Origin of the sequence: Brucella intermedia LMG 3301, from assembly GCF_000182645.1 — a bacterium.
Classification (GTDB): domain Bacteria; phylum Pseudomonadota; class Alphaproteobacteria; order Rhizobiales; family Rhizobiaceae; genus Brucella; species Brucella intermedia.
This window is the reverse complement of sequence record NZ_ACQA01000002.1, coordinates 1,725,276-1,741,473: the sequence shown is the minus strand read 5'-3', so window position 1 is coordinate 1,741,473 and position 16,198 is coordinate 1,725,276. Positions and strand designations below refer to the sequence as shown.

Here is a 16,198-nt window from a genome sequence, read left to right as displayed (position 1 = left end):
GTGATCATAATTGTTGTGAGTTCAGGATGAAGCGTATTACGGAAGGTTACTTTCTATGTATCCAAAAGCTGCATTCCCGTAGCGTGAGCTGCTCGCCGGTCGAAGGTCACCGTTTCACGACATCCCGCAAGCCGTCCGCCGTGTGCAATCAGCGCGTCAGAAAAATCTGCATTGCTGCTGCGAAAGGTTGCAAGTGCCAGATAACCAACCTCGGCGCCCTCGATGACCAGTTCGCGTGTGCGCAAAAGCATTTCAATCACTTCGACCAAAGCGGCGCGCGGCATTTTATAAGAGCGCAGGAGCACCCAAACGGTTTCGACCAGCACAACCTGGGAAATATATCCCGGCAGTTCGGTCGTGAGGCTATCGATGATCTGTGACGCTGCTGCCGATTGGGCTTCGTCGTCCTGCGCAAGGTACCGCACAAGCACGTTCGTATCGATGCCGATCACCTGCGAGTAGCCCCGCTTGCAATTGCTGCGTCCATGTCCTCCAGGCTAACCGGCGTGTCGGGCTGGGGGACAATCCCTTTCAATGATTTCACCGAACCAGATGCTGACACGACGGCATAGTGACCATCCTCCATGCGAATAAATTCAATACGGTCGCCAACTGACAACCCCATGTCATGGCGTACCTTGATCGGAATGGTGATCTGACCTTTCGACGTGACGGTTGAGAACGACATGACGCACTCTCCTTACTACTGGTAAGGAATAATGTAAGAAATAATTATCCGATGTCAAGGCTGCGCCACGGGCAACATGGGCGTCCTTACTTCTCATAACGTGAAAACCCCTCGCTCCAAGGGGATGTCGAGGCGGCACACTGGTAGGGGTTGAACGGATCGACCCGGTATGCTCCTTTAAATTATCATTTAGCAGATAAAAGAAAACCCGGACATGTCTCTCCCGCCGTCGCGATGAGCTTAGCCAAAGTGAGGCGGAATGTGTCGGGCTGGAGCACCGCGTTGCAGGATTACGAAAAATTCACAGCGCTTTTATAGCTCTCCGATAAACTTCGACCTGAACAACGCTGTTCATTTTGCGTCAGGCGTGAAACTTCAGCACATCAACCGCCTGATGCATTTGCAGTGACCTGCTCCCTGTGATCTCGCAATTACAAGTTGGCTCTCTTCGGTCTTCGAGGTGCCCGCCCCTATTCTGGGTGATACAGAACTGAAATTTTCCGGGTTTAAGTCTCAACGCGGCAGGGGCGTCGCTGAGCCATTTATCCGCGAAATCGGCGACTAATTGCTTGATCTTCGGCGCGAGATACGCTGACGATGCACAACCGAATAAGCCGTACAGGATTCCATCCGCCGCCTTGACGGGATATGAACCGCTGGCCCTTGCCATTGGTAGATGTGCTGATTGCCAGTCAAGAACTTTGCCTATCCTTGGTGATCTCGTAATCTATGTCACGATCGCGGCTGAGCTCGGCAAGGTTTTCGGTCTACCTGCGGGCTCCAAGTTCGGCCTGTTTGTCCTTGTCACGGATGATAATCTCGCCGGTCCCGACGGTGACACACACTTCCGGACGTGTATCGCCGAACAGATACGTGCCATGTTGTTCGTGGCGGTGACGTCTGATCGGGTTGCTGCTGCTTGTTGCCGTCTACATGCTCCAGGGTAAGCGCTGTTTTCAGGCCACGGCTTTGAGATCGTGCGTTGCGGCATAGGCCCAAGGCAGCAGGTCGTCGATCTGGCTATTTGGATGATTGTTGACGATCTTGGTGAGGACGTCTGAGAGATAGGCCAGTGGCTCGACATTGTTGAGCTTTGCCGTCTCGATGAGCGAGGCGATAGTCGCCCAGTGTTCGGCTCCGGCGTCAGAACCGGCAAATAGCGCATTTTTGCGATTGAGGGCAATTGGCCTGATTGACCGTTCGACGACGTTGGAATCGATCTCGATCCGGCCATCGTCGATGAAGCGGGTCAAGCCGTCCCAGCGTGACAAGGCATAGCGGATTGCTTCGGCGAGTTTTGTCTTCTGGCTGATGTAGCCGAGTTGTTCACGCAGCCAGGGAGCGAGGCTGTCGGTAATCGGACGACTTTTTTCCTGACGGGCGACACGACGCTCCTCGTGGGGCCCGCCACGTATCTCTTCTTCGATCCTGTAAAGTTCGCCGATGCGTCGCAGCGCCTCGCTGGCGATGGGTGCCGGACCAGCGGCAGCAAGCTCATAGAAGCGGCGTCGAACGTGGGACCAGCAGAAGGCCAGCGACACGGTGTTCTTTGCCGCGAGCGGGCGATATCCACTGTAGCCGTCTACCTGCAGGATGCCATCTGCGGTCAATCAACACCGCAACCGGCAGCGAGTGCGGTCACGCCGGATTGGGCGGCGGCTAAAGGTATGTTCTCGGTGGCATCCGACAACGTGACGCGCAGCTGGGTCCCGTTCAAGACGGCGCGCATCGGCGCGTCGAGCGGCGTTTCCGCACGTAGGATGACCTGGTCGCCCAGCTCCTGTTTCTCGGCCAGCATCTCAAGGGATTTCTGTCCGGCCTCGGAAGCGAACACCACGTCGGCCTTCATACCGTCGTGCACACGGTCTCGATCATCCTGGTAGTGGAGCGCGAACTGGCGGGATTTGGTGTCGCAGGTCAGCACGAGGACCTGATCGCTGGTTTCGGGAACCTCGTAGGCGAGGAAGATCATCCCTTCGCTGTCGCGCTGCTGCCAGGTCATTTCCTGTGCCTGAGCCGGGAGGCTCCAAAGCAGACCGACGATTCCCGCGTGGATCAGGCCGTAATATTGCCGTCTCATTTAAACCCTCCATACGCCCAAGGCAAAGCAAGCGTTGTGTCTAACGGTGGCGAAAATAAGAGATCGCGGCGGACGCGGCAAGGGGTCATGTGTGGATGCCCCCGGTTATGCAAGAAGATTCTTGAAGTCATGAATATGCGATCGGTTGCGGTCGTGTGTCAGGCCTCTCAATTACGGCTTTCACACGCCACGCTGGCACCGTTACGTTAACCTGCCTACGGACATATCCTGGCCTTTGATGGCGTTTTAAGCGGATTACAGGCCAGCGATATCGTGCCAAACAGTGTTGGCGGCTTGTCTCAATAACCGATGATCAGCGGCGTTGAATTTGTTGCGGGGAAAGTAGTAAAGATTGTAAATTGGATCGTGTATCGAAGCGAACCTATGTACATGTCGAGCTGACTTGAAACGCTTCATGCCCCGTTCTCGTCGTCGTGTGGATTGATGCGAATTCTCGGCCCTATTGTTCAAGCCCTTGTGCTGGCGATGATCACAGAGCGTGAGACCGATCTTGCGGTTGGCGGCACCATAAGAGCCGAGCTTATCGGTGACCATGACGCGGGGAACGGCGCCCAGACCCGACAGCAACTTCCGAATGAAACGCCTCGCGGCTCTAGTATCGCGGCGTTTCTGGACCAGTACTTCCAGCACAAAGCCATCCTGATCAACGGCGCGCCACAGAAAGTGGCGTTCACCATTAATCGTCACGACAGCCTCATCGAGATGCCATTTGTCACCAAGACGCGGTATGCGGCGACGGATTGTATTGGCATAGGCTCGTCCAAACTTTTCAGCCCACTCGCGCACTTTTATGGGTGACGATAATCCCTCGGTATGCCAGCATGTCTTCGACCATGCGAAAGCTCAGCGGAAACCGGAAATACCGCCACACAGTTTCAGCGATAATGTCAGGCTGAAAGCGGTGACGGTGGTAAAGCGAGGAGCGACGGTCGTGCATGCCATCTTATCCACCGCTGAGCTTTAAAACAAAGTTAATGTTACAGTGCCCGTTTTCCATGGTCCCGAGCGAGGTGACATGGCCGTAGAAGTTGCCCACGGCGACGTGCTCGGAACTGTGGCCGGACAGATGGAGCTGCACGACACTTGTGTAGGATATGCGCACAGCCCAATTCAGGAATCCGGCTGAAGTGACTCTTCTTAGATGTCGGCTACATCGCGTAGCCGCACGCCGGAGAAGTTGGCCGCACTCAACGCATCAAACATCGCGCGGTTGCATATGGGAGGTGCTCCCATACGATCCTGGCGGAAGATATGGGCATCTCCCAAAACATCCTGTTTGAACACCAGGCTGGCTCCGCCGACCAGGCTATAAAGTTTCTCGTCCTCGCCGGTCTGATAGTTGTGGTCGAGCCTGATCCTCACGCGAGAGGATGCTTCATCCACGGCATCGACTCTGCGCAGCACATCGCCCAGGTAGTACGGAGGGCCGGGGTTCCCGTCAGCAAGGCTGAATTCGCATGCCACAAATGCAAACGCCTCGGCGTCCATCTGCTCAAACAGTTGCTTCAAAGGCTCCGACACAATCCATATGCCAGCGAGTTCTTCCAGATCGCGTGGCATTCCGCCCTTCTCCGGTACATGAACCAGGTGAGGACGCTCTGGATACTGATCTGGCATTCCGTTAGGACGCAAGACGACATTCATCCCCGGTTGGATCAGCTTCTCTTCGTTGGCGATTTCTATGCCGGGAACCCTGCCCTTACCCAGGAAGCTGGTGTCGACCAGAAAAAATTCGCCCTTATGAGGCGCGACTTCGGCTGAAATTTCAATGGCGGTCGGTTGGGTCACGGTGGCTTCCATCATAATTGCGGGGGCAGAACGGGAAAGCATTGCCTCAGCTCATTACTTCCCTTCAAAAAGCAGTTTGAATCGAGCTTCGTTCAGTACATCGACCAATTCGTCCACGACACAACTTGGAAGCTGCTTTTCAAGCTCGTCGTCCCTGTAGTGAACGATAGGACGATATCTACTCTTCACCGGACAGCCCATTTGAATAAGCTTCCATATCATCTGCGAAAACCCATCCCTGTGGGCAATCAATGTAGCCTTTGATACTGTCCTGGCGGCACTTGGCCATAATTGACTGGTATCTGGTTGGCAGTGGCGCAGGCTTTTTGCATAGCTCTCCACCTTTGCATTCTGGTCCGTAGTCCATCGGGAGTGCCATGACAAAGTATTCCGTCTCGTGCATTCCTACCTGTGCAGCGGCTCTGATACAGACCAGTTGATTTGGTGCTAATTCTCCTTCAGTCTTCCCCTCGGTACCAGTGGTGGCAACATCTTTTCTCAGGGAAGTGGATTTGTCGTTGGTTCTGCCAAAATAGGCTGCCTTTGCACAATCGCCATAAACACGCACATCGTAATAGTCGCCGCGCTCAGTATTGCCAGCAACGCAATCGCCGTTTCCCTTTGCGCCGCAATCTATGCCAGCAGATTGCAATAAATCCGTCCTGTCACGGCTGGACAGATCGCCTGTTTCACTCGCCCCGGCCATAGAATGGGAAAATAAAAATATCGACGAAATTAATCCGCAAGAAATGGCGCTTAAGCGGTTCCTGGAAAACATTTTTGCGAGCTCCGTACCTTACGAATAATTCCAAAATTCAATGATCGTTTTCCGAGCAAATCCACACTATTTCGGGGTGAAGATCAACCGTATTTCATGGATCAACGAATATATCGTCACACTCGATAATTCAGGTGGAGTTTTCTCCCGACTATTGGGGCCCATTACGCTCAATTGATTAGCACTAATTTGGCAGTTTAGATTCTCGGGCGTGTGCCAGCAGCTTCTGACGGTGCGGGCATCTGCCGGGTGGCGACCGCATGAAGAGGTCGAGAATGGCTTGTCTAACCGCTGGCATGCTCGGTTGTGGCGGTGGACCGCCGACACTTTTTTTTCCGTCCCGCAGCTTTAAGGCGGCGGGCTTGGAGAAAGGCGTAGGCGATCATGGTCATCAAGGCGTGTCTATGTAATCCAGTCCATGATCGACCTTCGAAGTGGTCGAGACCGAGCTCTTCCTTCAATTGCTGATGTGCCTGTTCACAGATCCATCTGGCCTTAACCGTGGCGGCAAGTATCTTGAGGCTCGTATCGGATGGTAAGTTGGACACATAGTATTTTTGTTCGCTAGTCGACCGGCGTTCGCCGACGAGCCAGATCTCCTCGCCTGGCATGCATTGCATGCGATTGTCGAGCATCCGGTGCTTATGACCATCCGCAACGCGGACACGTCGAGCCGCAAACAAGCATGTCAGCCGGCCTTTAGTGCCACGCCGCCAGCTTATCTTGTGCCATTTCTCGCCAGACAGCATCGCCTCGGCAGAGACCGGCGGCTGGTCCGGGATGTGATATTGACGGCGCCTGCCGCTAGTCGCCACCGGGAAGATCAGATCAACATCGGCCGGATATACGTTTTGACGCCGCGATAATCCGACTGCCCACAGCAAACCGCGCTCACTCAGAGCTTGACGAAAAGCGCTGCTCGACCCGTAGCCCGCGTCAGCAAGCACACAGCCAAAACGAGAGCCTGAAGCGATGACACGATCAATCTCTTCGATGGCGATCTCCGGCTTTGTAAGAGCGACCTGTCGATCCTTCGGGACGCGCGCCCGCTTCATCCGCTCAGGATCATTCGTCCATGTGTCGGGCAGGAAGAGCCGAAGGCCCACCATCACGGGCACTTCGCGCGAGGCCAGGGTCACAGACACCGGTGACTAGCAATTGGATGTCTTGCCAAGCGACGAAGCGTATTGCGGCGCGACGCCAACTGAATATTGTCCCTTCTTCGGTAATGCTGTGTCGTCGATGACGAGAAAGCCCGCCTGATCGCCGACCAGGCGATCTGCTTCCTTCAGTAGCGCGGCCTCCAGCGGAGAGCTGTCCCAAACCCCGGCCGCAACAAAATGATGAAGCTGATCGTAGCCGACATCCTCTGCGCGCGCGGCCATCGGTTGCACGCTCTTACGGTCGCCTGGCCCAATCAGTCCCGCAATGTAAAGCGGACACATCCTGCGTCGGGCTCGATGCGAAAGACCCGCCAAAAATGGCTGAAGCCAGTGCTCCAGGTCGTCCATCAAATCAGCATTCATCACCAGCTCCCTTCAAAAGCTGGTTTCTTATGAATCACCGAAACTCCGCGGAGGGAAGCCCTAAATAATCAATCTGCCAAAGTAGTGTTACAGCGTAGACTCATAAACTGATGCACCAGATGCGGACAGCGATCAGTTTGACAGCAGCGAGGAAATTGTCCGGGTTCTTGTCGTAACGCGTGGCGATGCCACGATAGTGCGATTAAAGAAGCGCTCGACCAGGTTTCTCTGGCGATATACCCATGGCGAGAACGCAAAGACGTCCTTACGGTTGGATTTGGGAGGAATATTGGCCCAGATTTTTCGTTCTGCTGTTGTCTTCCGGATAGCATCGGTATCATAGGCCTTGTCCGCAAGCAGGGTGCCGCCTGCTTTGATGCGTTCAATGAGGCCCTCGGCCTGAGAGCAATCTGCAACCTGTCCGCCGGTCAGGCAAAGATTGATCGGACGGCCTTCTGCATCAACAATCGCGTGGATTTTGCTTGTGAGGCCGCCGCGGGAACGTCCCATGCAACCATCGTCGGCATCCCCTTTTTTCCTGTGGCTCCGTGCTGGTGAACACGAACACAGGTGCTGTCGATCATCACGATGTCGCCATCATAGGCCTCAGAGACAGCCTCAAGAAGCCGATCCCAGACACCGGAACGACGCCAGCGAACGAAACGGTTGTAGCAGGTCGTTGCAATACCATAGCGTTCAGGGATTTCTGACCATGATGACCCGGTGCGGAAGCGCCACAGGATCCCGTTGAGAACCATGCGATCATCAACCCGTGGAACGCCACGAGGTTTGCTCGGCAACAGCGGTGCAATAATCGACCATTCTCGTTCTGTGAGTTCATAGCGGCGACGTGACATCAAAGACCTCCAAATCCAAGGCCCTTGAATAACTATCCATTCAAATAGCTAGCCTATTTATGAGTGCACGGCCTAAGCTGTAAGCATTTTTTCAAACGTATTGGACGTATATCCGCTTTTGATCGTCGTCCACGTGATGTAGTAGCGGTAAATCCGTGAGGGGCGTTAAAATTGTGACTGATCTCCATCTTCCTGCCGCCCTGGACAATAGTCCCGTAACGGCGCCAGATCGTAGCTTCATATTGAGCCAGGCTGTGGCCAGTAAACTCTTGTCCGTGATCACAATTGAAATTTCCAATAGGCTAACGTCGGTTCCGAAACTTTCGCATATGGTGGAGTGCTCCCCATTTCACCGGACAGGTCGGCTAGTTTGATTTAGCCCTGATGAACTGCCGAGGGGAAGCCATCTTGAGCGCGGAATGTGGATGGATTTCATTATAGTCCTCGATCCATCCGTCGATGAACTGGAGCGCTGTTTCTGCGTCCGGTAGTGCTGCGATGCGAATATAATCCCGCTTCAGGGTTTTGACGAAGGCCTCCGACATGCCGTTCGACTGCGGGCTGGCGACCGGCGTGAAGCAGGGTGTCAGATTGAGTGCTTGCGCAAACAGCCTCGTGTCCCTCGCGGTGTAAGCAGAGCCGTTGTCCGAGAGATGCTCGATTGCATGTGGGGCTCTGGTTCCATTGAAGCGTTTCTCGACCGCCTCCAGCATCATGTCGCGCACGTCTGAGCCGGAGATGCCCGCGTTGGCGACCGCCGTCCAGGCAATGATCTCGCGGTCGAAGGCGTCGATGATGAAGGCGAGACGGATGACCTCGCCGTTCCAGCAGGTGAACTCCAGCCCATCCGAGCACCAGCGCAGGTTGGAGCGCATGACCATGACCTTGCCATCGTGGAGGCGGCCCTTGCGAACGGCTGTGTGCTTTTCCAGCAGCATGGCGTGGTTGCCCATGATGCGATGGACCCGTTTGGCGTTGATGACAGGCTTATCGGCGGCTCGCCTTTCGCGATTGAGGAGCGCGGCGATCCGCCGATAGCCATAGGTTGGCCTTTGATCTACCAGCCTGCGAATGATGGGCAAAAGCTCTGCATCCTCGGCCTTGTGATAGGAGCCGCGCGGCTTCGATCTGCCTTTCAGCCGCTCGTTGAGGTTGGAACGGGATACGCCCAGCGTGTCTGCGACGGCCTTCATCGCGAACCGTCCTTCGGCAACAAGATCGGCCGCGATATCCGTTTTTTTGAGTCTGCTTTGGACAAGGCTTCCCGAAGGATTTCGACCTCCATCGTCTTGCGGCCGAGCATGCGCTCCAGCTCGCGGACGCGATCTTCCAGCTTCTTCACTTCCGAATTGCCGACCACCGGCTCGTCAGAATCCACAGCTGCAGCACCTCCCTCGCTCAAGAGCCTGCGCCACCGATAAAGCAGATTGGGCGCGACGCCATGGCGGCGAGCGGTGGACGATACCGTCTCGCCTGGTTCGAAACTCTGCTCAATGATTGTCAGCTTTTGCTCGGTTGTCCACCGCCTGCGGCGAACATCACCCGTCAGCAATTCAACGTGTCGATACTCGTTAGACATAAGCCTATACCCAAGCCTGTGCTTGAGCCTTTCTGCTTATGCCGACTGTCCGGTCGAAATGGGGGGCAGTTCATATGGCAAGGTTCTTGTCTTGTTCGACATACCCGACAAGATGGCTGATGCATGATAAATGGCTTGGGAACCCAACGTGCGTTGATAGGGCGGACGGTTAGCTGCTCGCATGAGCGACACCATACAAATACGTTACTGCAACCAGTATTCCCGCTCTACAAACTCCTCGTTTGCCACTGGATAAACCCATTAAGTAGTCGCTCACGCACTATAGCGTTTCTGGTTCCAAGTGTCGCGCGAATCTGTTTTAGAATTACTATGAGGTATGCTGTCAGGAGGGTTCCTTGAAAAATTCAACCAAATGGGTGTTCGGCGCGACAGCTCTCCTGACTGCGCTTGCAAAGCCAGCCTATGCTGTGCCTGAAGCCGCGGCCTCCAGTGTGAAAGTTCCCGCAGGGCGTATGCAATGCGCGTTCAGTGCATGGACTTCCTTCCGTGCAAACGCACCAATCACAGTGCATGCAGAGCCCAGCACAGCCGCAAAGGTAGTTGGACATCTGCCAGTGTCGGGGACAAACGATGATGCCGACACGGCTAGTACAGAGTTCAATGTGGTTGAAGCGCGGTTTGGGTGGTTAAAGATAGAAAATGCTTACGATCCGGTGCAATCCGATGAGGATGGGCGAACTTTGCCATCCCGGGCGTTCTACCAGAAAGGCTGGATATCTGGAGAGTTCGCCCAGGTGGGTATACAGTCTGCCCTGGGTTATGAGCGCCCAGTCGCCGATAGTGCTTTGCTGGCTGATTTTGGAGATGACTGGCTTACCGATGTCGCAGAGATTACGGCCATCAGGGGCTGCTCGGCTGAATGGCTGTTGATTGAATATCGCCTTCGCAGTGTCGACGATGCTTTGGAATCTTCGCAACAAACCGGGACTGGCGACCGGAAAACAGGAGCGGCATGGTTCCGCGGGATCTGCGAAAATCAGTTCACGACCTGCGATATGAAATCGGTAGATCAGCGCAAATGAAAACGAGCGGGTAAGGAACCTCAAAAAGATAGGCGAATCTTTCCAATGGCTTCCAGAGTGTTGGCAAGTCGTCTCGAATATCCGGTCGTTTAACATGAGCGTGTTTAATTTGGAATCGCCCGCAGAAACCTGTAATTGGTGAATTCAGATGAAATGTTGATAAACATGTGGCTTGAGTATTTTTTGAAAAAGAAATCATTGCAAACTCTCGACAAGCGACGCTAAAGAAACAATGGTTATCATCGAGTGTAGAATATGAATCCGGTCAATCATTGCTTCAGTTTCATTGTATTATTAGCGGCATTCGCATTTTGTTGCAGCCCGGCCAATGCTCAGGCCGGTTTCGATTGTAAAAAAGCATCGACGGAGACAGAAAAAGCGATTTGTTCTGACCCGGAGATTGCTGAATCCGACCGGGGAATGACGGTTTCATATAAATCGCTTCTTGACAGGGCAGGAACGAAGTTAAGGGAAACGCTTCGTGCAGATCAGGCAGCTTTTCTCAAAATTCGAACAGAGGCTTTTGAAAGTAGTTTAGCCAATCGCGATATGAGAATGCAGAAGCTGCTTGATTACACCGATATGCGGGCAGAATTCCTTAACTGGATCGCTGTGACCGACCAGTTATCTCTTGAAGGCACCTGGAGCAATGCCCAGGGCTCTGTCGTCTTGAAGAGGAAAGCATCTGGTGGTCTGGCAGTGAAAATTGACGTCGCAGATCAAGCTAACGGAAGTTGGGTTTGTAGTTTCGAGGGCGACCTTGAGCAGGGGTACACGGATGAAGCCAAGCTGCAAAGCGCGGGTGGCCCCCTCGTGCTGCGTCTTGATGGAGCTACCTTGGAGATTCCAACGCCCTTTTGCGACGGCTCGACATCAGGTGGTTTCGGCTCTGCGGCAGGGACTTATTTTCACGTCGGCGCAAGCCCGTCTTGATTGCGATCAGTTTGTATGCGCGCAATGCGTGCTCCAGGATTCGCAAAGAGCACGATACCGCGCAACAATAGCCGGAATTTCGAGCAATCTTGCTGAGATTACTTAAATCAGGGGCATTCATGAACTTCGCTTTTCGCTTCAGATCGGGTCGACTACTTCTTGCACTGGGTTTGCCCCTTGCCTTGGCAATGCCCAACGCGCCCATATCGGTCCAGGCACAAACTCTCGTTGAAAATGGCTCAGCTGACCCCGCATCTATAGAAGAAAGCCTGAACATCTGGGAACGGCGTCTCGTTCAGGAGGGCCTTGTCCTTACCGGATATTACAATGGTTTTGCGGATGGCGAATTTGGTCCAATCAGTCGCAATGCCATTACAAACTACCAGAAGAATCGCAACAGGCCAGCCTCCGGAAGGATTTCCGGCCAAGATGCGCTCGAGTTGAGCGATGTTGCCTTGAACCTTCGCAAACAACTGGGATGGGGGCACCTGGAGAACTCGCTATCCAGGATGACGCTGTCTTATCCTGGCGCAGTTTTGACAAAGCGTGATGAAAATCAAATCGGCGGGGAGACATTACAGTCCGGTGACGGTTCGATTGTGTTGAAAACTGCGCGCTTTGCCAATAGCAGCTCCAGCGACTTCGAGAGTCTTTACGGCAGATTTGTCAATGAAGATGGCAGTGCGATTACGTATAAAGTCAAGCGTCCCAACTGGTTTATTGTTTCCGGGACTGGCCAGAACCGCAAATTCTACACACGCTTTGAAGCAAGAGGCAATGAAGTTCGCGGGTATGATCTCAGCTGGAACGAAGATGAAAACAGCAAGCTGGTGGACAATATCTCGGTATTGATTTCAAACAGCTTCCACCCGTTTGGGGAAAACACATCAGATGGAGATCCAAGCTACCCCACATTGATCCGTCTTGCGAATGCTGCGAGTGCCGATGCACCGGCGACTGCGCCACGGGAGCGTGGCACGCCAGGCCAGTCCACGGCGTCGGCCGGGACGCAACCGTCCCAGACTGCTTCAGCTGGACTGACTGAACAGCGTGAAGATGCCCTTCCGCCACCCACGGATGGCTCCTTGGTCACAACGGACGGAAAGGGGTTGCGTTTCGTCTACCATTATTTCCCGCCGCAGGATGCCAGACTCGATTACGCTTACAAATGGGCGAGCGATACACATCTTTTCCTCAACATTCCGGAGATCAATGCGCTTGACGGGCTTTTTGTGACTCCGCGGCAACTGCATTATGTTACACGCCAATGCGATACGATAAACGCGTTTTACGATCCACAAAACAGCGCCATTTTCCTATGCTATGAGATGATTGACGATCTCCTGAAGATGGGACAGTCCTTGTCGAAGGATGCTTCTGATCCTGACGGCTTGGCCGCGGAATTCGTCAAGAACAACCTTCGTTTTATTCTGCTGCACGAATCCGGTCATGCTTTGATAGACCTGCTGGATATTCCTGCTGTGGGGAGAGAAGAGGATTCCGTTGACCAATTGGCAGCTGTCCTTCTGCTTATGGGTGTTGATACCCGTGAATCCAGAAATGACATCGCGCGTGTCCTTCAGCTGGCGTCGGTCTGGTTCAAGATCAACAGCCAGCTGGCAAATACGCCGGATGTTCGGTCATTTGCTGATGAACATTCCCTCGATGCGCAACGTTATTACAATCTGCTCTGCATCGTTTATGGGCGAGATCCAGAAAATAACCGTGCAATCGTGGAAAACGGTATGCTGCCAAAAGAGAGGGCTGCGCGCTGTCAGGACGAGTCATCGAAAATCAGCCGTTCATGGGCGCGCTTGACCGTGCCCCATTTTTCCCCGCGATTCAAACCAAAGGAAGATGACGGTCAGCCCCCTGCGGGAGCCACAACTCCAGGTAAACCTGCCGCCAGAAATCCGCTCGAATGGGATGGCAAGTCAAATCCGTTCGCAAACTAGATTACAGACCAATCCAGTTAAATATTGGGTACTCTGATCGAAACGTGAATCATTTGCCGGGAAGACCTGATTTAAATCCAGCATACAGGTCAGTCGCTATCAGGGAGGGCCCATAGAAAGGGATTGAGGTATGCTGTCAAGTGAACACTGTAAAAGGTATTATTTAGGAGTGAATGTTCATATGAAACTTTCCAGTCTCATCCTTGGTTGCATGATGACCATGCTAACTACACTGCCTGCGGTTTCATCAGAAAAACCTTTGATCGAAGTGACCGATGTTGATCGTGACACTGTACCGGCCGGCACACCCGCCGCGTTTGAAGTTGCATTCCCACTTGCAAGCCAGAATGAGGCAGTACGCAAAATTGGAGAGGACAATTTTCATTTCGTACCTCTTGCATTCATCCCGCTCTCCGAGACGAGAACCGCACTTGTGAGCACCGGTGCAAATGAATGTACAGGAGCCGCCTGTTCCGGGATGAACGCGGTGCATTATCTTGATCACGAAGCCGGAGAACCCAGGTATCCGTTCACACTTCGTGGGGAGTGGTTGAACGTTGGAGCCGTTGGGTCTGTCGGGAATCCGGCAGAACGATGGGGATGGTCATCGGATATCAGTGATGCTCCGGTTCTCTACACAGAAGGTGGCGGTGGCGGACAAGGGCTCTTTTGCTATTACGCCATTCTGACTGAGCTTACGGATTCGGGGCCTGTTGAGCTCGCCAGGATTCCAATCGAATATTCCAACGCAAGCGACGACGACAATTCGGCACAGATCAACGGTGCCATTACTGCCGCTGAGAAAGGCCGGAGCCTCACCGTTTCCTATAAGAGTGGCACGGAGACGTTTCAGGAAATCTACCATCGTGCAGAGGACGGTCGCTTCAGGCTTGATGGCCAGACACGTGTTCCAAGCTGCTGATTAATCCCCGTCTCCAGATAACGGAGACCTAAACTTGATCTTACATCTTCTTTAAATAATCCGCTGATAGACAGGTGAAATCAATGCTTACAAACGTGTTCCCTATTCTGCGTGTGATAACAATGGTGGCTGGTGTCACGGCAACGGGTGCGACGATGGCCGAAACACCTGCGGGCGAGGACATGGCCGTAAAGGAAATCAGCCAGCTGTCCGAAGCCGAACTTGATCTAACAACGCCGGGTGGGAAATCTTTCCTCCAGAAGATTGCACCTGAAGCAGGTACGGCCTGTGCCGTGCCGAACGACAACCGGCCCGATTTTGATCAGGTTTGCTCATGGGCGCTGGATGCTGCAGAAACTGGATTCGACATTTTAATTGGCATAAAGGACAACAGGATCGTCAGCTTTGTTTCGCCTTTCACGCCTGAAAAGGACGATCTGTGGGAATGCAAAGCCACGCTGCAGGACGTACCTGAGAGCGATATGAAAACCTGTAGTATCAGGTCCGCTTCCCCCGACAAACGCCAGCATTGGGCATCGAGCTGGGCAAGTTATCTCGACTCAATCAACTAGCAATTTGCCAGGATAGTTGAAAACGGGATCGCCCCTCAAAAGCGAGTAGGCAATGAGGTATTTCCTTCAGCTCTATCCGACCTTTCCTGACCGGTGGGGTAGAGCAATCTGTCTCTTGATGGGTTCGATTCTTGTAGGCACCAGCACGCGCCCGCCTCGAGCGACCGAATGTAGTCTAGCCGATGCCGGAATCCTCAAAGTACAACGAAGTTGCCAACGGGGACCAGTCGTGATCACGGGATCGCACGGCGCGGGACTCGCACGTCATTCCCGGACTGAGACTTGCCGCTCCAGGTCATGATTGCCGTTAATGGTCCGTCTGGCCTGGTAAAATGTGCACATCCTGCATCATAAACCGCGTCAGGAATATCTGCGGCCTGCGTCGCACCAACAAAGACACCCTCTTGCCAGATTCTCGCCCACTCCTGTTCGTCATTTGCAAGTTTCGCGCGCGCGGCTTCCAGTTCTGCGCGGCTGTTCGCGAGGATCGCTTGAGCATCTTCTTCGGTGAGCTTACGACACAGTTGTCCGATCATAACCAGACGCTGGATACGTGCATCAGTTCTGGCGACACCTTTGAACCTCTCTTGTGCCAGCGATGCCGACTCTGAAATCTGGGGTGCCCCTGCGACCATCATTAGAAGGAAAACCGGGAGCCAAACATTTATTGGCGCTTGAAACCGTTTCATCTGTCTATCCTGCTTAACAAACTGGAGGACTCATCCGTGAGAGCCACCGGAGCTCCTCAAGGGGACGTATCGCTTGTATAGATCGAAAAGCAATATTGTTTCAGTGTTAATGAGTCGACTAACTAACTCATTCATCGCCGGTGCTCGCTGAGGTATGTACTATGACTTGGGTGAGAACTGTATCCTTACGTTCGAACCGGCCCGAACTGTTGTGTTAACAGGGCCATAGTCAGGGCTGAAAGTCGGGTGCCAAGCTCGGAGCACTTTATCCGATATCCATTCCAGCTCGAGTTGCTCGTCCGCTACCTTGCTGTCGAACTGAACCAATGCATTCACAAAAGAGTTGCAGGGTTCTGATCTCCCGGCCTCCAGCACGGAAACTTGCGCCATTTCGGTCCATTGCAAAAACGCGCCTGCTTGCGGACATTTGCGAACCTCAACATGGACGGACTTGTTGGGAGATGGCAAATCGACGACAATTTGGTCAGGGCCGCATGCCGTCAATATGATCAACAGACAACAGAGATACATGTTTTTCATTATCATCAGCGAAACCTCTGTGTTCGAAAGATAACGGGCTCATTATTGTCCAGCTGACCGCATACAACACTCCAGCTGCGGATATACCAGGCCATCTTGATACCGCTGAAATTGATCGTAAGCCAAAATCCCGCCTCTGCCCAAGAATACCGCCCCTGCAGCGATCAAACCCTTACACCAGTTTTTCATATCGATCACTATCAGTCTCTGTAGCAGGGTTTCATTTG

At 53.5% G+C, this 16,198-nt stretch carries 12 protein-coding genes and 4 pseudogenes; 5 read left to right on the top strand and 11 right to left on the bottom strand.

The genetic code is table 11. From position 1 onward, the window contains the following. Positions 1-53 precede the first annotated feature (53 nt). The 10 genes and pseudogenes from OINT_RS20560 to OINT_RS20505 all read right to left on the bottom strand — a co-directional run bounded on the left by OINT_RS20560 (position 54) and on the right by OINT_RS20505 (position 9,317). The gene (locus tag OINT_RS20560) at positions 54-452 is read right to left on the bottom strand and encodes a PIN domain-containing protein (protein ID WP_006469855.1); all 399 of its coding nucleotides are present in this window, start codon (positions 450-452) and stop codon (positions 54-56) included. After that, positions 449-688 carry an AbrB/MazE/SpoVT family DNA-binding domain-containing protein gene (locus OINT_RS20555; RefSeq protein WP_006469854.1) on the bottom strand — a complete coding sequence of 80 codons (240 nt, stop codon included), beginning with the start codon at positions 686-688 and terminating at the stop codon, positions 449-451. The genes OINT_RS20560 and OINT_RS20555 overlap by 4 nt, the downstream gene beginning before the upstream one ends. A 956-nt stretch (positions 689-1,644) precedes the next feature. Further along, positions 1,645-2,286: pseudogene (gene tnpC / locus OINT_RS20540) on the bottom strand (IS66 family transposase); the annotation flags it as partial. 8 nt (positions 2,287-2,294) lie between these two features. After that, entirely contained in the window at positions 2,295-2,768 is a 474-nt protein-coding gene (locus OINT_RS20535) for a hypothetical protein (protein WP_006469852.1), read from the bottom strand. Positions 2,769-3,023: 255 nt separating this feature from the next. Beyond that, positions 3,024-3,672 (bottom strand): annotated as a pseudogene (locus tag OINT_RS23230) (IS6 family transposase). 254 nt (positions 3,673-3,926) lie between these two features. After that, positions 3,927-4,577, bottom strand: coding sequence for an imm11 family protein (locus tag OINT_RS20525; protein WP_235691692.1), 651 nt, complete (start codon positions 4,575-4,577; stop codon positions 3,927-3,929). A gap of 178 nt (positions 4,578-4,755) precedes the next feature. Next, positions 4,756-5,355, bottom strand: a complete 600-nt coding sequence (locus OINT_RS20520; RefSeq protein WP_006471472.1) for a hypothetical protein — start codon at positions 5,353-5,355, stop codon at positions 4,756-4,758. A gap of 197 nt (positions 5,356-5,552) precedes the next feature. Next, positions 5,553-6,881 (bottom strand): annotated as a pseudogene (locus OINT_RS20515) (IS701 family transposase). Between the two features lie 132 nt (positions 6,882-7,013). After that, positions 7,014-7,738 (bottom strand): annotated as a pseudogene (locus OINT_RS23225) (IS5 family transposase). Between the two features lie 365 nt (positions 7,739-8,103). Further along, a protein-coding gene (locus OINT_RS20505) for an IS3 family transposase (protein WP_115168607.1) occupies positions 8,104-9,317 on the bottom strand; the annotation gives its coding sequence in 2 pieces (ribosomal slippage) (positions 8,104-8,981 and positions 8,981-9,317; 1,215 coding nt in all). Between the two features lie 356 nt (positions 9,318-9,673). On the opposite strand from OINT_RS20505, the gene OINT_RS20495 reads away from it, so the two are divergent. From OINT_RS20495 to OINT_RS20475, 5 genes are all read left to right on the top strand, one after another. Continuing rightward, positions 9,674-10,360, top strand: coding sequence for an SH3 domain-containing protein (locus OINT_RS20495; protein WP_006469842.1), 687 nt, complete (start codon positions 9,674-9,676; stop codon positions 10,358-10,360). Between the two features lie 255 nt (positions 10,361-10,615). Next, positions 10,616-11,293 (top strand): lysozyme inhibitor LprI family protein, encoded by a 678-nt coding sequence (locus OINT_RS20490; RefSeq protein WP_006469840.1) that lies wholly within the window; start codon positions 10,616-10,618, stop codon positions 11,291-11,293. A gap of 119 nt (positions 11,294-11,412) precedes the next feature. Then, the gene (locus OINT_RS20485) at positions 11,413-13,248 is read left to right on the top strand and encodes a DUF4344 domain-containing metallopeptidase (protein ID WP_006471468.1); all 1,836 of its coding nucleotides are present in this window, start codon (positions 11,413-11,415) and stop codon (positions 13,246-13,248) included. Between the two features lie 181 nt (positions 13,249-13,429). Beyond that, positions 13,430-14,170 (top strand): hypothetical protein, encoded by a 741-nt coding sequence (locus tag OINT_RS20480; protein ID WP_006471467.1) that lies wholly within the window; start codon positions 13,430-13,432, stop codon positions 14,168-14,170. An 83-nt stretch (positions 14,171-14,253) separates the two neighbouring features. Beyond that, positions 14,254-14,742 carry a hypothetical protein gene (locus OINT_RS20475; RefSeq protein WP_022568641.1) on the top strand — a complete coding sequence of 163 codons (489 nt, stop codon included), beginning with the start codon at positions 14,254-14,256 and terminating at the stop codon, positions 14,740-14,742. Positions 14,743-14,975: 233 nt separating this feature from the next. Here OINT_RS20475 and OINT_RS20470 read toward each other — a convergent pair whose 3' ends face one another. Next, positions 14,976-15,431, bottom strand: a complete 456-nt coding sequence (locus OINT_RS20470; RefSeq protein WP_006469836.1) for a hypothetical protein — start codon at positions 15,429-15,431, stop codon at positions 14,976-14,978. Positions 15,432-16,198: the final 767 nt, after the last annotated feature.